Raw genomic sequence first — 18,913 nt, forward strand, 5'->3', positions numbered from 1 at the left:
AACGTCGATCACGGCCTTCTTTGGTCGCGTACGGGACACGACCATGGTCGAGCCCGCCGACGGGGCGGGGGCGGGCGCTGTGATAGGCGTGATCCCATGGACCTGGAGACCGAACGACTCGTGCTGCACCCCCTGACCATCGCCGAGGCCGAGGGGCTGACCGAGGGACGGCCGTCCGGCGCCGGATGGGCGCCCGGATACCCCACCGACAGCGACCTCGCCGGGGCCCGGCGGTACCTGGCGACCTGCGTGCACGCGGGCGACCCGCAGCCGTTCGGCGCCTACGAGATCCGGCGGCGCGAGGACGGCCTCGCCATCGGCGGCCTCGGCTTCCACGGCGCCGCCGACGAGCGCGGCGCCGTCACCATCGGCTACGGGCTGATCCCGGCCGCGCAGGGGAAGGGCTACGCGACCGAGGCGCTGCGGGGGCTGCTGCGGTTCGCGCGCGACAGCGGGGTCACCGCCGTCGAGGGCGACACCGACCTCGGCAACGTCGCGTCCCAGCGCGTCATGGCCGCCGTGGGCATGGAGTTCGTCGGCGCGGACGACCGGCTGATGTACTACCGCATCACCTGGGAAAACCGGTTGCGCGCCCCCCATACGGTTGAAGCATGAGCGACTTGGAGATCCGGGACATCCCGTTGGCCGACGTCGACCAGATGATGGACCTCGCGGACCTCGTGTTCCACCACCGCACCCCGGCGGAGGACCGCGAGCGCGAGCTGTGGGCCGCCCGCCGCGCCGAACGCCTCGCCGCCTATGTCGATGACGTCAGCGCAGGCCAGGCCGCTGTTCTGCCGATGCGGCTGGCCGTCCCCGGCGCGTTCCTGGACTGCTCGGCGATCACCTTCGTCGGCGTCCTGCCGACCCACCGGCGGCGCGGTGTGCTGACGGCGATGATGGAGCGGATGCTCATGGACGCCGCCGCCGCGAACCGCCCGGTCGCCGCCCTGTGGGCGTCCCAGAGCGCCATCTACGGACGGTACGGATTCGGCCTCGCCGACCGCGCGATCAGCCTGGAGATCGACACCTCCCGCCCGCTCGCGCTGCGCACCGAGCCCGACCCTCGGCCGCTGCGGCTGATCGACCGCGACTCCGCCCCGGAGATCCTCGGCCCCATCCATACCCGCGCCCTCGCGCGGCGGCCCGGCGGCCTCGTCCGCGACGCCGAGTGGTGGGACAAGAACATGCTGCCCGCCGTCGACGATGACGACGAGGACTTCACCGAACCCCGCGTCGCCGTCCTGGACGGCGAGCCCGGCGGCTACGTGATCTACCGGACGCACGGGGAGGGCACGGGCCACGTCCGTATCGACGACCTCGTCGCCGACACCCCGCAGGTCGAGGCCGCGCTGTGGCGCTACCTCGCCTCGATCGACCTCACCACCAAGATCAAGGCGCCGTCCCGCCCGGTGGACGACCTGATCCCGCACATGGTCGCCGACTTCGACCGCGTCGAGGTGACCGGTTCGCACGGCGCCCTGTGGGTGCGCCTCGTCGACGCCCCGGCCGCGCTGCGCGCCCGCTCCTGGGCCACCGGTGACTCGCTGGTGATCGAGTTGCTGGACGAGCGCCTCCCCGCCAACCAGGGCCGCTGGCGCCTCGCCGCCGGAACCTGCGACCGCACGGAGGACGCGCCCGACCTGACGCTGAGCGCTTCTGATCTGGGCGCCGCCTACCTGGGTGGGACGAGCGTGAGCACGCTGGCGCGGATCGGCGTCGTCACGGAGCACACGCCGGACGCGGCCGCACGCCTGGACCGTGCCTTCGCCGTACCGCTGGCCCCGTACACCAACGACGATTTCTGATGGCGGTCAGGATTGGTCCTCGTTGAGGAAGTCGACGTCGATGTCGTAGAACGCCTTTCTGGCCCAGGGGCGGAGATGTTTCGCGTCCTTGATTTCTGTGGCGAACCTTTCGACCACCCTCGCTCGCCACTCCCTGGGCAGTAGGGGCGCCTCCGCCGCGAGTTGGCGGAGCAGCGCGTAGAGGACGAAGTACTCACCGACGAAGTTGAAGCAGGTCTCGTAGGCCTCCACGAGGGAGTCGTTGTCTCCGTCATGGGCATCCGGCCGGCGGTTCCAGAGGTTCAGCAGCGCGTGGGTGATCGAGACGTACCGGTCGTCCCCGACCTTGACGAACGTGGTCGTGTCGAAGTCGTATCCGGCGTAGCCTTCGCGGTTCATGGGTGCCAGGGCGTGGAGCAGTACGTCCTCGGTCTCGTCGCATACGAACTGCGCTGACGCCCGCATCTCGTCCACACCGGGGAACGCGAAATTCGTGATGTCGGGACGGTGGTCGAACGTCCATGACGCGGAGAAGTGCTCAAGGGTCAGCGTCGGGGCCGGGCTGGAGAGCCGGACATCGCGCGTGCCGTGCGCGGCTCGGATGCGGTTCACGCGGATGGCTCCGATCAGGCTCGACCAGCCGGACCTGTGGAGTTGCGACTGCATCAGGCGGGCGCAGCGCCACCATGGGCCGACCGGGTCCCCTTCGCCCGGGAACAGTTCACTCCCGGTCACCGAGCCCTTGATGACCGTCGTGAGGAAGAGGGTGTTCGCCATATAGACGGCGTGGTGGGCGGTGACCGTCTGCCGGACTGGCCTGTAGGCGCTGTGGCCGTCATGCGGTTCCAGCGCCGTGTGGAAACACCCGAGGACGAAATCGCCCATGGCCCGCCGTATCTCGTCCGCGACGCGGGAGAGGAGTTGGGCCAGGAAGTCGACGATCGGTTCGCGCACGGTGAGCGGCGCGTAGGAGATCAGCGCGCGGAGGAACGCGTCGTCCACCACCACATGGCGGGAACGGGCGAGCGTGGCGCGGGCGAGTTCGGTCAGTTCGCGTACCACAAGCCTGGCGACAAGGAACTCGCCGAACGTGGCATGCAGGAACTCGTAGGTGCTCAGCCTGGTCTCTTGGGTCGGCGCCTGCGACTGGTGCACGAAGAAGAAGCGCCCGATGACGGCCTGGCCGGGGGTGATGCGGGCCTTGAAGCCCGCGTCGGGCCGACCGGGGCGGCCCGGGAACAGGGCGGCGAGGTCGTCGGTCAACTCCTGCTCGGTCGTCCATTGGCGTCCCCGGTTGAACATGGCGAAGGCGGTGATGGAAAGCCGGAGCAGTTCCTCGTCCACCGCCTCGGTGAACGCTTGCTCGCTCAGCCCCCGCTCGGTCTTGCCGACCTCACGCCCGGCGAAGCGGTAAAGGAGTCGCTCGTAGAGTTCGGCGAGGTCGAGGGTGGCGTCGCCGTTCTGGAGCGCGTTCGTGTCCGCGTCGTAGAGGGCGAGCATCAGGAGCAGGAGCGGCTGGCGCGCCAGTGCGTCGTGGGCGAGGGCGGTCGCGGCGGGAAGTGGGCGGAGACCTCGACTCGCCAGATACGCGGAATTGGAGGTGTTCCACGTGTGCAGCCACTGGCCGACCTGTCCGTCCGAGAATGGTTCGAGGCGGATCGCGACCACACCGCCGGGCGGGATACGAGCACGGTCCGCGACGGCGGTCCGGCTCGTGACGATGAACGCGACGGGGCGTCCCTGGTCGGACTCGCGCTCCTGGAACCGGACGACCTGCTGAAGGTAGTCCGACTGGTTGACGCCCGTGGCCTGGAGCAGTTCGTCGAAGCCGTCCAGGATCACGACGGGGAGCGCCCCGCCCGCCGTCCGCGCGAGTTCCGGCCAGCTCATCGTCTCGCCGGTGGCGTCGCGGACGGCGTATTCGATCTGCCCCTGGAGGTCGGCGTCGGCCGGGGTCTCGCGCAGGACGACCCGGACGACCATGAAGTCGTTCGCGGGGAGCCGCCCGGCGAGTACCTGGGTGAGCACGGATTTGCCCGACCCCGGCTGGCCGAGCAGCAGAAGTGGCGCCCGCGTCGCATCCGGTGCGGTGAGATGCCCGATCAACGTCTCCTGGAGATCGTCCCGGACGGGGACCACCTCCTCCCACCAGCTCTCACTCGTCAGCTTGTCGGCGTGAACGGCGAACTCTTTGCGGTAGCGCGGATTGACGTAGGCGTCTTGAAGCGTGGGGATGACCATTCCCGTGGGCGCGTCGCCCGACTCGGAGAGCGGACGGCCCAGCCGCGCACAGTAGTGGCGGGACAGCGCGGCACGCCGGTCATCGGGGAGCTGCCGGGCGGCCATCTCGTCCAGGAATCGCTGAAGCCCGGCGAGGCCCGTCCGGATTTCGAGGATCTCAGCGCGGGTCGCCTGGTGGTCGATCCGGTCCACCCAGAACCCGAGTTCGGGGAACTCGCCGGCGAGTCGCTGGAGGTACTCCTCGAATCGCCGGGTGGCGGCCCGGGGCACCGGCTCCAGGAGCGTGTCGGTGAGTCGGTCCTGGTCGGTGGTGCTCAGCCGGTCCCAGACGGCCAGCCCCGAGATGAACCGGACCAGCTCGCGGCTCAGCTTTCGATCGAAGAGCATCACGTCACCGAGCAGGTGCTCGTACGGCCTCGCCGGCGTGATCAGCGGTACGTCCGTGCCGGTCAGGCCCTGGACGAGCAGGGGGGCGGCGGACGGGTCGCCGCCCGCCATCGCCACCTGCTCCGCCTTGCCGATCCGCAGCTCCCGGACGTCGAACGGAAGGTCCACCTCCGCGACCACCTCGAAGAACGCCGTGACCACGAGGACCCGCTGGGCGGCGGCCAGCAGCTCGGTCCGGTCGGTGCGGCCGAGGCCGCGCTTCTTCGCCACCAGTTCCCGGACGAGGTCGTGCCCGTGGCGGAACAGCTCGCCCTTGGCGTCGAAGAGGCTGAGGGCGAACGTGCTCCCGCCGCCGGTCGCGGCGAGCAGCAGGCCGCCGGTCAACCGGTCGAGCGCGGTGACGATCCTGCTCTCGCCGCCGCCGAGCAGGCGGACGGCGTCGGCGTAGGTGAGTCCACGGGCCACGGGTGCTCCAGGGGGACGGGGGAGGAGGGCAATCGTCCCATCGTCCCGAAAACGTCCCCCGCGAGCCCCGCGAATCCGCGATCGCCCCCCCCCGGCCGCGTTCCGCCGCGCGCGGGCGGGCCTCTAGGTCAGGTGCTGAGGAGGGTGGTGACGAGGGCCACCACCACCGACGCGGTCGTCGCCAGGAGGGACAGCACGGTCATGATGTGGCGGAAGCGCTTGTCGAGGTAGGCGTGGGTGACCTGGTCGCGTTCGGCGGCCGTGATGCGGTCGTCGAGTTCGCCGATGTGGCGGATGTGTGCGCGGGCTTGCTGTTCGTGCAGTTCGTTGCGCTGCAGGAGCAGTGCGAACTGGCCTTCCAGGTTGGCGATCTGGACGTCGTGGTCGCGGCGCAGTTCCGACAGCGCCAGCTCCAGGGTGAACGGTCCATCCTCGGTCACGGCGATCCCGCCCCTTCCTCTCGGGGTCCCGCCGCCGGCAATCCGGTCCGCCGGCGGCGGACCCACTCCCCAGACTAGGAACTTACCGGTAATTTATCAAGAGAGAACCGGTAAGTTATAGAAATCTTCGTGCGAGAAAGTTTCTGCCTGTGATTACTGGATGTTCCATAATGTTTCCGTCATGCTGGGCAACATGGCTGGAGAGCTGGACCGGGAGCGGGTCGCCAAGTACGTGGTGGCCCGGCGTGGATCGCTCGGCCTGACCCAGGAGCAGCTCGCCGAGCGCGCCGGGGTCACGGTCAAGACGATCTACAACCTGGAGGCGGGCGACCGCTGGCCGCAGGCGCGGACCCGGAGCGCCATCGAGGAGACCCTTCAGTGGCGGGGCGGTGACCTGGTGCGCATCGGGGAGGGACTGGAGCCGCTCGGCGTGCCGGACGGCGACGGCCCGGACGAGGCGCTCCGCGAGCTCGCGGAGCTCAACGCCTACTTCGCCGACCTGCGGGCCGACGCGGGGGACAAGCGGCGCATGGCCCTGGCGTTCCTGCGCGCGCTGTACGGGGAGCCCGGCGGGCGCTAGGTTTTACGTCGCCGCTGGGTATTTCCACTACTGACCGGTTGTTGCGGATGCGGGGCCGTGGGAACACTAAGGATGTCGGGGCAGGTCAGAACGGTCCCCGGCTTCCCGTGAAGGAGGGACGGCGATGCGCTCCACCCGTGCCCGTGGTGTCACCGGTGCCCTCGCCGCCAGCGTCGTCGCGGCCGGTGCGGGCGCCGCCGCCGTCGCCGTGCTGGGCGGCCGGACGGAACTGCTCGTCCTGATCAACACCGGCCTCGTCATCGCGGTCGCCGCCGTGGCGCTGTCGGCGGCGCACCTGGTCCGCGACGTCCGGGAGCAGCAGCGGCAGATCCTGCGGCATCTGGAGATCCAGACCCGGGTCATCCGCGACGCCGCCCGCGCCGCCCACGCCGCCGACCACTCCGACGAGCCCTGGTGACCGGGCCGGGCCCGCGGGGCCGGACGACCTAGTCGGGCATGTCGTCCTCCTTGGGGGAGACCGCCGTGGGGAAGCCCTCCGTGGGGGAGACCGCCGCGGGGGAGACGCCGACGCGCCACTGGCCGTAGTCGTGGTCCATGGCGCGGTCGTAGTCGACGCCGACGCCGTTGATCTCGTGGTCGTTGGAGTACTGCTGGAGCTGGGCGCGGGCGTCCCACCTGCCGCCCGACCAGGCGTAGGTCTGCCATCCGTAGGTGATCTTCCCGGCGTCGAACGCGCGGCCGACCGGGCCGTGCCCCGCGTAGACGCCGACCCGGTCGCGGCCGAGGACGGACGCGGCGCCGTCCAGGTAGGCGTTGATCTCGTCCTGCTGGTCGGACGTCGCGTCGAAGTCGACCGCGAAGTAGACGGGACGGTCGTCCGGCATGTCGAGCGCGGCGGCCTGCTCGGCGGCGGCCCTGGCGTCCGCCTCACCGGCCTCGCGCCCGCCGAGCGCGCGCGAGGCGGTGGACTCCCAGACGACCACGAGCCACAGGCCCGCGTCCGACAGCTCCTCCGCTTCGGGTCGGGTCAGGTTCTTTCCGGTCTTGTCATGCGAGAGGTAGCGGCACACGAACTTCACGCCGGCGTTGCGCAGCGCGTCGGCGCCGGGGCGTCCCCACGCGTAGTCGACGCCGAAGACGGCCATCTGAACTCCATGGTCGGGAACCGGGTCATCAGCGAGTCAAGGGGCGGTCACTCTACGTTCGCAGCGCGCTCCGTGCGCTGTCCCGTCCTCCCGCCGCCACCATCACGATGCGTGACGACACGCCGACGTGGCGCTAGCGCCAGGGCCGGGCGGTCGCTACAACGGACATCGTCAGCGAAACCGCAGGTCATCGGGGGGAACATGTTCGGGAAGGTGAGGGAGCGCGCCGGGGCACGGGGTCTCGTGCTGCTGGCGGCGACTCCGCTGCTCGGAGTCGTTCCGATGCAGGACGCGAACGGCGGGACCCGCGCTGAGGGGCCCGTGCCCGCCGCGCACGACGGGCGCGCTGACGACCAGCGGTCGGCGCCGGCGAAGCCCGGACCTCCCGCCGAGCCCAAACCCAAGACCGACATCAAACCCAAGGCCAAGCCCAAGACCAAGCCCGGACCCAAGCCCGCGCAGGACGCCGACGCGGTCGTCAGGCTCAGCATGGTCGGCCCCGGTAAGACGGTCGTGCCCGGCCGGACCTACGACTGGCCCTTCGCGGTGACCGTCCAGGCCCCCGCCAAGGGGCGGGCCAGGGCGCATCGCGCGGTGCTCCGGGTGACGTTCCCGAAGACGCTGAAGTTCGTGTCCGGCCAGTCGAACTGCACGTCCGGCAAGGGCGGGAAGGTCACTTGCCGCCTGGGCGTGGTCAAGCCGGGGCGGACCGTGCCCGGGGTGCTGCGGGGGAAGGTGGCCCGGCACGCCGGGGCCGGGCGGACGATCATGCCCGGCGCCACGGTGACCTGGGGCACCGCGCGGGCGAGGCGGATGTTCCCGGCGTCGCGCGTCGCCCGCACGGCCGACCTCGTCATGTCGAAGAAGGCGCCCGCGAAGGCGCGGGCCGGGGCGGTGATCCGCTACGTGATGCGGGTGCGCAACCTCGGGCCGTCGACCGCCGAGAACGTGGTCGTCCGGTCGCGGGGGCACGCCAGGCTCATCGGGCCGGACAACGCGTGCGCCGGGCGGGGCGCCGGGTACACCTGCGCGGTCGGCTCGTTGCGCCCCGGCGAGTCGCGGACGCTGCGCACCAGGGTCAGGCCGGACGCGAGCGCCAGGGCCGGGACCACGCTGGAGTCGCCGTCCACGGCCACGACGTCCACGATCGACGTCAACCCCGCGAACAACCGGGCGGTCGCGCGCACCAGGATCACCGGCGGGTCGACCGGGAAGGGCCGGCCGACCCCCGCGGACGGATCGACGGGCGCGAGCAGGCCCACCGGCGCCCACGGCACCCACGGCGCCCACGGCAGCGGTACCGACGGCCCCGGGGCGACCTCGCGGGCCGTGCCCCCGGCCGCGCGGGAGGGCATGGCCGTCCGGCCGCTGGCGTACGCGCCCGAGGGGCGGGGGCGCCCGGCGGAGGCCGCGGGCGGGACGTCGCTGACCGGGACCCGCGCCGGCACGGTCGTGGAGATCGCGGTCGCGATGGTCGGGGCGGGGTTCGTGCTGACCCGGCTCGGACGGCGCCGCCGCCGGAGCCGCGCGGACGACCGGGGCTGATGGAACGGCCGCGTTCGGAACGGCCGCGTTGACGCACGGGCGCGGGTTCGTACGAGGATGGGCCCATGCGACTTCGGATTTTCACAGAACCCCAGCAGGGGGCGAGCTACGAGACCCAGCTGGCGGTCGCGAGGGCGGCGGAGGACCTCGGCTTCGACGCGTTCTTCCGCTCCGACCACTACCTGGTCATGGGCGGCGGCACCGGGGAGCCGGGGCCGACCGACTCGTGGGTCACGCTCGGCGCGCTGGCCCGCGAGACCAGCCGGATCAGGCTCGGCACGCTGGTGACGGCGGGGACGTTCCGGCTGCCCGGCCCGCTCGCGATCGCGGTCGCGCAGGTCGACCGGATGAGCGGCGGCCGCGTCGACATCGGGCTCGGGACCGGCTGGTACGAGGCGGAGCACACCGCCTACGGGATCCCGTTCCCGAGCCTCGGCGAGCGGTTCGCGCGGCTGGAGGAGCAGCTCCAGGTGGTGACGGGGCTGTGGCGGACGCCGCCCGGCGAGAGGTTCTCGTTCTCGGGCGAGTACTACACGGTGGCCGACTCGCCCGCGCTCCCCAAGCCCGTCCGCCCGGAGGGGCCGCCGGTGATCATCGGCGGGACCGGCGCCCGGCGGACGCCGCGGATCGCCGCCCTGTACGCCGACGAGTACAACGTCCCGTTCCACGTCCCGGAGGACACCGGCGCGGCCTACGAGCGGGTGCGCGAGGCATGCCGGGAGCAGGGGCGGACCAGGCCGCTCGTCTACTCGGTCGCGCAGGTCGTGTGCTGCGGGCGCGACGAGGCGGAGGTCCGGCGCCGCGCCGACGCCATCGGCCGGGACGCGGACGACATGCGGCGGGAGGGGCTCGCCGGGACGCCCGGCGAGATCGTCGACAAGATCGGCCGGTTCGCCGAGCTGGGCGCGGAGTGCGTCTACCTCCAGGTCCTCGACCTGGACGACCTGGAGCACATCGAGCTGATCGCCGCGGAGGTCCTCGCCAAGGTCTGACCCGGCGGCGCACGAGAAGGCCCCCGCCACGGGCCGTTCCCCTTCCGGGGTTGCCGGGCCGGGGGTCTCCGGTACCGCCGGGGGCCGGAGACCATCGGGCCGGGAGCCGCCGGGAGCCGCCGGGAGCCGCCGGGAGCCGCCGGGAGTCCCGGAGGCCGCCGGGGGTCAGGCTCCGGTCGGTGCCTCGACTCCGGCCGCGCGGGCGTCGGCGGGGCCGCCCTCGCCGTCCTCCTCCAGGCGGGCGCGCCGGGGGAGCAGGAAGGCCACGACGACCGTGAGGGCCAGCAGGCCGACCTCGATCCACAGCGTGATCTTCATGGCGCCGCCGAAGCCGGTCTTCGCCGAGCGCTCGGCCTCGTCCGCGACCGCCTTCTGGACGGCGCCCGCCGACTGCGGCGCGGCGGCGACGGCCGCCCTGACCTCGCCCTCCAGCCGGGCGCAGGACGCGGGGACCGCGACGGCGTCCTTGGCGGTCGCGCGGTCGCGGCCGCAGTCGCGCAGCCCGGTGACCACCCGGTCCTGGAGCGGCGCCGGGACGGAGGCGGCGGCGAGCCGTCCGCGCAGCCCGCCCGCGCCGTCGTCTGCGGCGGCGGCCACGTGCCCGCCGAGCAGGCCGAAGAAGATCGTTCCGAGGACGGCCGCGCCGAGCGCGCTGCCGAGCTGCTGGACCGCGGTGAGCGTGCCGCCCGCCGAGCCGGTCTCCTCCGGCTCGACGCCCGCGAGGACGGTGTCGAAGAACGGCGCCATCAGCAGCCCCATGCCGAGGCCGACGACGAGCAGCGCCGGGGTGAGCTGCCACGGGGTGACGTCGATGCCCGCGGCCTGGAGCGTCCCGACCATGCCGGCGACGCCCGCGGCCATGATGAGCGCGCCGCCCTGGATGACCTTGCGGCCGAAGCGCTGCACCGGCTGGGAGACGGCGAAGCCGACGACGATGCCCGCCGACCAGGGGATCTCCGCGAGTCCGGCCTTGAGTGGCGAGTAGCCGAGCCCGAGCTGGAAGTACAGGGCGAGCACCAGCGCGATGCCCGCCATGCCGGTGAAGAACACCACGCCGACGACCAGGCCGCCGGTGAAGCCGCGCTTGCGGAACAGGCTCGGGACGATCAGCGGGTCGCCGCCCGCGCGCTGCTTGCGGGTCTCGTACCAGGCGAACACGGCCCAGACGGCGAGCGAGGCGGCCAGCATGGCGAACGTCCAGGCGGGCCAGTCCAGCTCGCGGCCCTGGACGAGCGGATAGATCAGGAGCCCGGCGCCGGCGGCGGCCAGCAGCGCGCCGACGAGGTCGAGCCGCGTCGCGTGGTCCGAGCGACCGGCCGGCAGGAACTTCATCCCGGCGAGCACGGCCGCGAGGCCGAGCGGCAGGTTGATCAGGAAGATCATGCGCCAGCCGGTGCCGAAGAGGTCGGCGTCGATCAGCCAGCCGGCCAGTACCGGGCCGCCGACCGACGACAGGCCCATGACGGGCCCGAACGTGCTGAACGCCGCGCCCATCTCCTTCGGCGTGAACATCTGCTTGATCATCCCGATGCCCTGCGGCAGCATCAGCGCGCCGAACAGGCCCTGCAGCACGCGGGAGCCGACCAGCATGCCGGGCGATCCGGCGACGCCGCACAGCAGCGAGCCCACCGTGAACCCGGCGGCGCCGATGAGGAACATCTGCTTGCGCCCGTAAAGGTCGCCGAGGCGGCCGCCGGTGATGAGGCCCACCGCCATGGCGAGGGTGTATCCGGCGGCGAGCCACTGGATCGTGCTCGCGGAGCCGCCGAGGTCGGCGCGGATCGTGGGGGACGCGATCGTGGTGATCAACGCGTCCAGCATGTCCATGACCTCCGCGGCGAGGATCACGAAAAGGGCCACCCAGCGCCAGCGGTAGCCCGCCTCCGCGTTCGGCGTGGGCGCCGGTGTCTCGGTCATGGTCGCCTCCGGGGGGAACGGTGTTCGTTAGCTGCGAACACTGTTTTATAGACGAACGACGTTCGTGTCAAGTACGATGTTCGTGTTCGTACCATCAAGACGATATATCTCGATTTTCGGCTGTCAAGATGTATCGCGAGTTTGGAGGCCGCCGTGGGCACCGACATACCGACGCCCCCCTGGCGCAAGCAGCGCAGGGCCGGGCCGGTGCGGCAGCCGCTCACGCAGGAGGTCATCGTCGCCACCGCCGTCCGCGTGCTGGACGGCGAGGGGCTGGAGGCCGTCAGCATGCGCCGCGTCGCGCAGGAGCTCGGCACCGGCGCCGCCTCGCTCTACGCCCACGTCTCGGGGAAGGAGGAGCTGCGCGAGCTGATGCTGGACGCGGTCTTCGCCGAGGTGGAGCTGCCCGAGGTCGACCCGTCCCGCTGGCAGGAGCAGCTCAAGGAGCTGGCGCGCGAGGTCCGCCGCGTCTACACCTCGCACCGCGACATCGCCAAGGTCTCGCTGGGGCTGATCCCCACCGGCCCCAACCTGCTGGCCGTCGCCGAGGTGCAGCTCGCCCTCATGCGGGCGGGCGGCGTGCCGCCGAGCATCGCGGGCCTCGCCGTCGACACGTTCGGCATGTACCTGGACGCCGACGCGATCGAGGACACGATCTACGTCGGGCGGACCCCGCCGGGCGAGGACCCCTGGGAGCACTTCCAGGAGCGCTTCGAGCAGATCCGCGCGTTCATGAAGGCGCTGCCCGTCGACCGCTATCCGCACATCGTGGGCATGGTGGACGACCTGACCGGGGGGTCGGGCGACGACCGCTTCGAGTTCGGCCTCGAAATCCTGATCCGCGGCATCGCCTCCTACGTGCCGGACGCCGACGCGGACCCCTGACGTCCCCGCCCGCCGCCGCCCACGCCGACCTGTGCGCGGTCGGGCCGGCACCCTGCGTGATCGCTCTCCGTGACGTCCAAGTTGTGGGGATTTGCCTCTTACCTGCGCATTGTCGAGAAAAGATCATTTTCTCCCGGGTATCTGGCATGCTGTGCACCGCCATGCCGCCTCCGAGATCACAATCGGGCCGCCGCCGGGCCACGTCCCATCGCCGGGACCCCCGGCCGACGCCCCCACCGCAACCGCCGCCCCCGCCACCGCCAGCGCGGCGCCCGCCCGCGCCGCCGCGGCCGGGGCCGCCTCCGCCCCCGCCTCCGCCCGGCGGACGCCGGCCCGGGACGGTCGGGGGGATCAGCGCCGAGCTGGACCGGGAGTTCGAGGGCGCCCGGCGCAGCCGGACGCGCGGCGTCATCCTCGGGGTCGCGTCCCTGCTCGTGGTGGTCGTACTGGGGATCGGCGGGGTGGTCGTATGGCAGGTCTCCTCGGATTCCACGTCCACCTCGTCCAAGCCGAAGGGCGCCCCGGACCAGAACAGGATGGAGTCCGAGGCGCCGCTCGCCACCCCGAAGAAGCAGCCCTACATCCCCGCCAAGGGGACCGGGAAGTTCATGCGCCCACCGGCGGGCGGACGCGTGTACGGGCACGGCAGGCTGATGCGCTACATGGTCGAGGTGGAGGGCGGCCTCAGGCAGGACCCCGCGGCCTTCGCCCGCAGCGTCGACAGGATCCTCGGCGACAGGCGCGGCTGGACGGCGGCCGGGAAGTGGTCGTTCAAGCGCGTCGACTCCGGCCCCTACGACTTCGTGGTGCAGCTCGCCGCGCCGGACACGGTCGACAAGATCTGCGGCTCCTACGGCATGACCACCGAGGGCAAGGTCAACTGCAGCGGTGGCAAGCAGGTCGTGGTCAACCTGAAGCGCTGGCTCCTGCTCACGACCTACTACAAGGGGCAGCCCGACGCCTACCACGCGCTGACCATCAACCACGAGGTCGGCCACCGGCTCGGGTTCGGGCACGCGACCTGCCCCGGCCGCGGCCGTCCCGCGCCCGTCATGCAGCAGCAGATCTTCGGGATGAAGGGCTGCGTGATCAACGGCTGGCCCTTCGACCGCCGCGGCCGCTACCTGACCGGGCCGGCCGTGCCCTGATCGGGGAGCCGGCGGGCCCGCCGCCGAAAATGGATGGGGGCGCTTCGCCCGTTCCGCCACACTTGAGCCGTGCTTCTGACGATCACCACGACCCTGGACCAGGCGACTGACCTGGGCTTCCTCCTGCACAAGCACCCCGACCGGGTGCACCGGTTCGAGCAGTCCTCCGGCACCGCGCACGTCTTCTACCCCGACGCGGACGAGCGGCGCTGCACGGCGGCGCTGCTGCTCGACGTCGATCCGGTCAAGCTCGTCCGGACGCGCGGCAAGGGCACGCCGGACTTCTCCCTCGGCCAGTACGTGAACGACCGCCCCTACGCGGCGTCCTCGCTGCTGGCCTCGGCCATGGCGAACGTCTTCCGGACCGCCATGCGCGGCCGGTGCGCGGCCCGTCCCGAGCTGGCGCGGACCCCGATCCCGCTTGAGATCGTGCTTCCGGCGCTGCCGTGCAGAGGCGGGCCGGGGCAGGCGGAGCGGTTCTTCGGCCCGCTGGGCTGGGAGGTGTCGGCCGTGCCCGTCCCGCTGGACCCCGAGCACGGCGAGTGGGGCGACTCCCGCTACGTCACGCTCACGCTCACCGGCGAGGTCCGGCTCACCGACGCGCTCAACCAGCTCTACGTGCTGCTGCCCGTGCTGGACGACGCGAAGCACTACTGGGTCGCCTCCGACGAGGTCGACAAGCTGATCCGGGCGGGGGAGGGGTGGCTCGCCGCGCATCCGGACCGCGCCGCGATCACCCGCCGCTACCTGGCGAACCGGCGCGCCCTCGTCCGCGCGGCCCTCGGCCGGCTCGCGGACGCCGACGGCGCGCCCGAGGACGCCCTCGACCCCGTCGAGATCGACGAGGAGCTCGCCGCCGAGAGTCCCGAGGAGAGCACCCAGGAGAGCCCCGCCGAGACCGCGGTCCCGCTGTCGGAGCGGCGCGCCCTGTCCGTGCTGGCGGCGCTGCGCGAGGAGAACGCGCGCCGGGTCATCGACCTCGGGTGCGGGTCGGGCAAGCTGCTCGCGCGGCTCCTCCGCGACGAGTTCTTCAGCGAGATCTCCGGCGCGGACGTCTCCCACCGCGCGCTCGGCCACGCCCGGCGGCGGGTCCGCTTCGACGAGCGACGCGAGGGGTCCCGCGTCCGGGACGTCTTCCAGGGCGCCCTCACCTACGCCGACGAGCGGTTCCGCGGCTACGAGGCGGCCGTGCTCATGGAGGTCGTCGAGCACGTCGACCCGCCGCGCCTGGGCGCGGTCGAGCGCGTCGTGTTCGGCCACGCCGCACCGCGCGTGGTCGTGGTGACGACGCCGAACGCCGAGCACAACGTCCGCTACGAGGGGCTCGCGCCGGGGGCGATGCGCCACCCCGACCACCGCTTCGAATGGACCCGCGCCGAGTTCCGCGAGTGGGCCGACCGGGTCGCCGCCGCGCACGGCTACCGCGTCCGCCACGTGCCCGTCGGGGACGACGACCCGGAGGTCGGCGCCCCGACGCAGATGGGGGTGTTCACCCGATGACCGACGACACACGTGATCACGACAGGACCGTGATCAGGCTTCCGGAGATGGGACTCGTCGTGCTGGTCGGCGTGTCCGGGTCGGGCAAGTCGCACTTCGCGCGCAAGCACTTCGCGCCCACGCAGGTCGTGTCCTCCGACGCCTGCCGCGCGATGGTGTCGGGCGACGAGAACGACCAGTCCGCCACCGCCGACGCGTTCGACCTGCTGCACTACATCGTCGGCAAGCGGCTGCGGCGCGGCCTGCTGACCGTCGTGGACGCGACCAACGTGCAGAGCAGGGCGCGGCAGTCGCTGCTCCAGCTCGCCAAGGCGCACGACGTCCTCACGGCCGCGATCGTCCTGGACGTGCCCGAGCACGTCGCCGTCGAGCGCAACGCCGCCCGCCCCGACCGCGACCTGCCCGAGCACGTCGTGCCCCGGCAGCGCCGCGAGCTGCGGCGCGGGCTGCGGAGCCTCGGCCGCGAGTTCCGCCGCGTCCGCGTGCTGACGGGCACCGAGGAGATCGACGCCGCGACGATCCGCTACGACCGGTCGTGGAACGACCGGCGCGACCTGACCGGCCCGTTCGACGTCGTCGGCGACGTCCACGGCTGCCGCGCCGAGCTGGAGGACCTCCTCTCCGGCCTCGGCTACGAGATCGTCCGGGACGCCTCCGGCCGCGCCGTGGACGCGAACCACCCGGGCGGGCGCACGGTCCTGTTCGTCGGCGACCTCGTCGACCGGGGCCCCGACTCGCCCGGCGTGCTGCGCCTGGCGATGGGCATGGTCGCGTCCGGGAACGCGCTGTGCGTGTCGGGCAACCACGAGGCGAAGCTCGTCCGGGCGCTGCGGGGGCGCAAGGTCCGCGTCGCGCACGGGCTCGCGGAGTCGCTGGAGCAGCTCGCCGCCGAGCCGGAGGAGTTCCGCGCCGACGCGCTGCGCTTCATGGACGGCCTCATCAGCCACTACGTCCTGGACGAGGGGCGCCTCGTCGTCGCCCACGCCGGGCTGAAGGAGGACTACCACGGGCGCGCCTCCGGGCGGGTGCGGTCCTTCGCCCTCTACGGCGACACCACCGGCGAGACCGACGAGTACGGGCTGCCCGTCCGGTATCCGTGGGCGCGCGACTACCGGGGCAAGGCGACGGTCGTGTACGGGCACACGCCCGTCCCCGAGCCGGAGTGGGTCAACAACACCATCTGCCTGGACACGGGCGTGGTGTTCGGCGGGAAGCTCACCGCGCTCCGCTACCCCGAGCGCGAACTGGTCTCCGTCCCGGCCCGCGAGGTCTGGTACGAGCCCGTCCGGCCCCTGGACGCGCCCGCGTCCGCGGGGTCCGTCGCGGGAGGGCACCGGGAGAGCGACGTCCTCCGCATCGAGGACGTCATGGACAACAGCGGCGTCGAGACCCGCCTCATGGGGCGCGTCACCGTCCGGGAGGAGAACGCGCTGGCCGCGCTGGAGGTGATGAGCCGGTTCGCCGTGGACCCCCGCTGGCTGGTCTACCTGCCGCCGACCATGTCCCCGGCCGCGACCTCGGCGCTGCCGGGGTACCTGGAGCACCCCGCCGAGGCCCTCGCCGCCTACCGGGACCGGGGCGTCGCCCGCGTCGTGTGCGAGGAGAAGCACATGGGCTCGCGGGCCGTCGCGGTCGTCTGCCGCGACGAGGCGGTCGCCGCCGCCCGCTTCGGCGTGGACGACGGGACGACCGGCGCCCTGTTCACCCGCACCGGGCGCGCGTTCTTCCGCGACCCCGACCGGACGCGCGAGGTGCTCGACCGGGTCCGCGCCGCGATCGGCGCCGCCGGGCTCTGGGACGAGCTGGACACCGGCTGGCTCGTCCTCGACTGCGAGCTGCTGCCCTGGTCGGCCAAGGCCATGGACCTCATCCGGACGCAGTACGCCGCGACCGGCGCCGCCGCCCGCGCCGCCCTGCCGATGGCCTCCGGCGCGCTCGCCCGCGCGCAGGCGCGCGGCCTGGACCTCGGCGGCCTGCGCGAGCACGTCGACCGGCGCGCCGCCAACGCCGCCCGGTTCCGCGACGCCTACGCCCGCTACTGCTGGCCGGTCGACGGGCTGGACGGGCTGCGGCTCGCCCCGTTCCAGGTGCTCGCGGGCGACGGCACGGCGTGGGCGGCCGCCCGCGACCACGACTGGCACCTCGACATCGCCGGGCGGCTCGCGGACGCCGACCCCGGCGGCCTCATCCGGCGGACCGGCTCGATGGTCGCCGACCTCGCGGACGCGGCGTCCGAGGAGGCCGTGACCGGCTGGTGGGAGGGGCTGACCGCGTCCGGCGGCGAGGGCATGGTGGTCAAGCCGCTCGGCCCGCTCCCGGAGGGCACGAAGGTGCAGCCGGGCGTCAAGTGCCGGGGGCGGGAGTATCTGCGGATCATCTACGGCCCCGACTACACCGAGCCGGAGCACCTCGACCGGCTGCGCGGCCGGTCGCTCGGCCGCAAGCGGTCACTGGCGATGCGCGAGCACGCGCTGGGCCTGGAGGCCCTGGACCGGCTCGCCGCGGGGGAGCCGGTGTGGCGCGTCCACCAGGCCGTGTTCGCCGTGCTGGCGCTGGAGTCAGAGCCCGTGGACCCGCGGCTGTAGCGGGATTCGGACGCGGTCGTGCGGCCCGCCTCGCCCGGGGCGGGCCGCCACGCGGTCGTTCCGACCGGTCAGGTCGAGAACAGCATGTGGAAGACGCTCCCGTGGTGGGGGCGGTGGTGGTGCCCACCGTGGTGATGGTGGTGCACCGCCGGGGCCGGGGTCCCCCAACCGGGCGCGGCGGCCGGAGGGGCCGCCCGGTACTGGGACTCCATCTGGCTCAGGGCCTCAAGCTCGCCGTAGTCGAGGAAGATGCCCCGGCAGCTGTCACATTGCTCGATGTGGACGCCGCTGCGGGTGTAGGTCCGCATCACGCCACGACACTTAGGGCAGTGCATCGCCTTGTCGTCCTTCCGGTATGGATCCCCAGGTAGAGGCTAAATGTAGGGCAGGTTCGCCGCCACGTCATGCGGGCGTGCCCGCCGCGGCGATTCTCGCGCAGGCGTCCACCACCGCCTGCTCCGCTCCGTCGAGCGGCCGATCATCCCTCCCCGCGGATATGACGCAGGTGGCGGCGATCTGGATCGCCAGAGTTCGCGCGGGGACCTCCAGCGCCGCCCACGGATCTCCGCCGGCGGGCACCGCCGGGCCCCCGGCGCGTGTGTAGGCCCCCAGGAACCGCCCCCACTCCTCGGGGCTCAGGACGCCCGCCGAGAACAGCGCGGCGGGCCGCGCCAGATCCCACGCCGGGACGCCCGTCCCGAGATCCTCGATGTCTATCAGCCGCCACCGACGATTTCCATCAGGGGCGCCGGGGAGGCGGACCATCTGGCCGAGGTGCCAGTCGCCGTGGATCAGGTGGGCGTGTCCGGGCGGCTCCGGCGCCTCGCCGCGGATCCAGGCGGGCAGCGTGGCGAACGCGCGGCGCACCACGTCCTCGGCCGGGCCGTCGCCCAGCCGCGACACCAGGCGGGCCACGCGGGTGGGGCGCCCCCAGGACGGCGCGTCCGCGGGAACGGGCGTGGAGTGCAGCGCCGCCAGCAGGCGGGCCCCCTCTTCCCAGGGGAGTTCCTCCCGCGGGTCCACGGGTTCACCGTAGGGGGAGACGGTGACGGTGCGCCCGTCCACGTCCACGGGCGGGCCCAGCGGGCCCACCAGGAGGTGCGGCAGGGCTTCGGCCAGGCGGATCCGCCCGAGAAAGGGAACCCCGTACTCGCGGTCGGGCTGGTGCGCCTTCACGGCCACGTCCCCGACCCGCACCACGAGCACGCCGTGCCGGTCGTACAGCACCTCGGGCGCCGCGGACGGGTTCGCGGCGCCGGCCGGGCCGCGTCCGATCTCGGCGAGCCGGGCGAAAAGCCCGGACGGGGCGGTCTCGGTGTGCACGCGCACAGTCAA

16 protein-coding genes are annotated in these 18,913 nt (G+C 72.8%); 10 read left to right on the forward strand and 6 right to left on the reverse strand.

Translation table 11 applies throughout. From position 1 onward, the window contains the following. The first annotated feature begins 96 nt into the window (after positions 1-96). Both GNZ18_RS05760 and GNZ18_RS05765 read left to right on the forward strand, forming a co-directional pair. Positions 97-615 (forward strand): GNAT family N-acetyltransferase, encoded by a 519-nt coding sequence (locus tag GNZ18_RS05760; protein WP_156215054.1) that lies wholly within the window; start codon positions 97-99, stop codon positions 613-615. Then, the gene (locus tag GNZ18_RS05765; RefSeq protein WP_156215056.1) at positions 612-1,808 is read left to right on the forward strand and encodes a GNAT family N-acetyltransferase; all 1,197 of its coding nucleotides are present in this window, start codon (positions 612-614) and stop codon (positions 1,806-1,808) included. The genes GNZ18_RS05760 and GNZ18_RS05765 overlap by 4 nt, the downstream gene beginning before the upstream one ends. A gap of 6 nt (positions 1,809-1,814) precedes the next feature. On the opposite strand, the gene GNZ18_RS05770 is transcribed toward GNZ18_RS05765, so the two are convergent. Beyond that, positions 1,815-4,880 (reverse strand): NACHT domain-containing protein, encoded by a 3,066-nt coding sequence (locus tag GNZ18_RS05770; protein ID WP_156215058.1) that lies wholly within the window; start codon positions 4,878-4,880, stop codon positions 1,815-1,817. A gap of 128 nt (positions 4,881-5,008) precedes the next feature. Continuing rightward, positions 5,009-5,320, reverse strand: coding sequence for a hypothetical protein (locus GNZ18_RS05775; protein WP_156215060.1), 312 nt, complete (start codon positions 5,318-5,320; stop codon positions 5,009-5,011). A gap of 181 nt (positions 5,321-5,501) precedes the next feature. On the opposite strand from GNZ18_RS05775, the gene GNZ18_RS05780 reads away from it, so the two are divergent. Both GNZ18_RS05780 and GNZ18_RS05785 read left to right on the forward strand, forming a co-directional pair. After that, entirely contained in the window at positions 5,502-5,900 is a 399-nt protein-coding gene (locus tag GNZ18_RS05780; protein ID WP_173390661.1) for a helix-turn-helix domain-containing protein, read from the forward strand. 124 nt (positions 5,901-6,024) lie between these two features. Continuing rightward, complete coding sequence (locus GNZ18_RS05785) at positions 6,025-6,318, forward strand: hypothetical protein (RefSeq protein ID WP_156215064.1); 294 nt, start codon at positions 6,025-6,027, stop codon at positions 6,316-6,318. 28 nt (positions 6,319-6,346) lie between these two features. Here GNZ18_RS05785 and GNZ18_RS05790 read toward each other — a convergent pair whose 3' ends face one another. Further along, positions 6,347-7,006 (reverse strand): glycoside hydrolase domain-containing protein, encoded by a 660-nt coding sequence (locus tag GNZ18_RS05790; RefSeq protein ID WP_156215066.1) that lies wholly within the window; start codon positions 7,004-7,006, stop codon positions 6,347-6,349. A 201-nt stretch (positions 7,007-7,207) separates the two neighbouring features. Here GNZ18_RS05790 and GNZ18_RS05795 point away from each other — a divergent pair, with 201 nt between their 5' ends. Together GNZ18_RS05795 and GNZ18_RS05800 are read left to right on the forward strand one after the other, a co-directional pair. Then, a complete protein-coding gene (locus GNZ18_RS05795; RefSeq protein ID WP_173390662.1) occupies positions 7,208-8,551 on the forward strand; it encodes a DUF11 domain-containing protein in 1,344 nt (447 codons plus the stop codon). Positions 8,552-8,616: 65 nt separating this feature from the next. Continuing rightward, complete coding sequence (locus tag GNZ18_RS05800; RefSeq protein WP_156215070.1) at positions 8,617-9,543, forward strand: LLM class F420-dependent oxidoreductase; 927 nt, start codon at positions 8,617-8,619, stop codon at positions 9,541-9,543. 165 nt (positions 9,544-9,708) lie between these two features. Here GNZ18_RS05800 and GNZ18_RS05805 read toward each other — a convergent pair whose 3' ends face one another. Further along, positions 9,709-11,460, reverse strand: a complete 1,752-nt coding sequence (locus GNZ18_RS05805) for an MFS transporter (RefSeq protein ID WP_156215072.1) — start codon at positions 11,458-11,460, stop codon at positions 9,709-9,711. A gap of 153 nt (positions 11,461-11,613) precedes the next feature. Between GNZ18_RS05805 and GNZ18_RS05810 the strand changes: the two genes are divergently transcribed. The 4 genes from GNZ18_RS05810 (at position 11,614) to GNZ18_RS05825 (ending at position 17,578) form a co-directional block, all read left to right on the forward strand. Continuing rightward, a complete protein-coding gene (locus GNZ18_RS05810; protein WP_312874320.1) occupies positions 11,614-12,345 on the forward strand; it encodes a TetR/AcrR family transcriptional regulator in 732 nt (243 codons plus the stop codon). Positions 12,346-12,779: 434 nt separating this feature from the next. Beyond that, positions 12,780-13,493 (forward strand): DUF3152 domain-containing protein, encoded by a 714-nt coding sequence (locus GNZ18_RS05815; protein ID WP_214618789.1) that lies wholly within the window; start codon positions 12,780-12,782, stop codon positions 13,491-13,493. 69 nt (positions 13,494-13,562) lie between these two features. After that, complete coding sequence (locus GNZ18_RS05820; RefSeq protein ID WP_312874321.1) at positions 13,563-14,993, forward strand: 3' terminal RNA ribose 2'-O-methyltransferase Hen1; 1,431 nt, start codon at positions 13,563-13,565, stop codon at positions 14,991-14,993. Beyond that, positions 14,990-17,578, forward strand: coding sequence for a polynucleotide kinase-phosphatase (locus tag GNZ18_RS05825; RefSeq protein WP_156215075.1), 2,589 nt, complete (start codon positions 14,990-14,992; stop codon positions 17,576-17,578). The genes GNZ18_RS05820 and GNZ18_RS05825 overlap by 4 nt, the downstream gene beginning before the upstream one ends. A 68-nt stretch (positions 17,579-17,646) precedes the next feature. On the opposite strand, the gene GNZ18_RS05830 is transcribed toward GNZ18_RS05825, so the two are convergent. Continuing rightward, on the reverse strand, positions 17,647-17,913 hold the full coding sequence (locus tag GNZ18_RS05830; RefSeq protein ID WP_156215077.1) for a TFIIB-type zinc ribbon-containing protein: 267 nt from the start codon (positions 17,911-17,913) through the stop codon (positions 17,647-17,649). A 67-nt stretch (positions 17,914-17,980) separates the two neighbouring features. Further along, positions 17,981-18,907 (reverse strand): phosphotransferase family protein, encoded by a 927-nt coding sequence (locus GNZ18_RS05835; protein WP_312874322.1) that lies wholly within the window; start codon positions 18,905-18,907, stop codon positions 17,981-17,983. Positions 18,908-18,913 lie beyond the last annotated feature (6 nt).

Origin of the sequence: Actinomadura litoris, from assembly GCF_009733595.1 — a bacterium.
GTDB classification, from domain to species: Bacteria; Actinomycetota; Actinomycetes; order Streptosporangiales; family Streptosporangiaceae; genus Spirillospora; species Spirillospora litoris.

Excerpts from the sequence above, each read along its gene's own strand:
- GNZ18_RS05760 (WP_156215054.1), top strand. The coding sequence starts at position 97 with ATGGACCTGGAGACCGAACGACTCGTGCTGCACCCCCTGACCATCGCC.
- GNZ18_RS05765 (WP_156215056.1), top strand. The coding sequence starts at position 612 with ATGAGCGACTTGGAGATCCGGGACATCCCGTTGGCCGACGTCGACCAG.
- GNZ18_RS05780 (WP_173390661.1), top strand. The coding sequence starts at position 5,502 with ATGCTGGGCAACATGGCTGGAGAGCTGGACCGGGAGCGGGTCGCCAAG.
- GNZ18_RS05785 (WP_156215064.1), top strand. The coding sequence starts at position 6,025 with ATGCGCTCCACCCGTGCCCGTGGTGTCACCGGTGCCCTCGCCGCCAGC.
- GNZ18_RS05790 (WP_156215066.1), bottom strand. The coding sequence starts at position 7,006 with ATGGCCGTCTTCGGCGTCGACTACGCGTGGGGACGCCCCGGCGCCGAC.
- GNZ18_RS05795 (WP_173390662.1), top strand. The coding sequence starts at position 7,208 with ATGTTCGGGAAGGTGAGGGAGCGCGCCGGGGCACGGGGTCTCGTGCTG.
- GNZ18_RS05800 (WP_156215070.1), top strand. The coding sequence starts at position 8,617 with ATGCGACTTCGGATTTTCACAGAACCCCAGCAGGGGGCGAGCTACGAG.
- GNZ18_RS05805 (WP_156215072.1), bottom strand. The coding sequence starts at position 11,460 with ATGACCGAGACACCGGCGCCCACGCCGAACGCGGAGGCGGGCTACCGC.
- GNZ18_RS05825 (WP_156215075.1), top strand. The coding sequence starts at position 14,990 with ATGACCGACGACACACGTGATCACGACAGGACCGTGATCAGGCTTCCG.
- GNZ18_RS05830 (WP_156215077.1), bottom strand. The coding sequence starts at position 17,913 with ATGCACTGCCCTAAGTGTCGTGGCGTGATGCGGACCTACACCCGCAGC.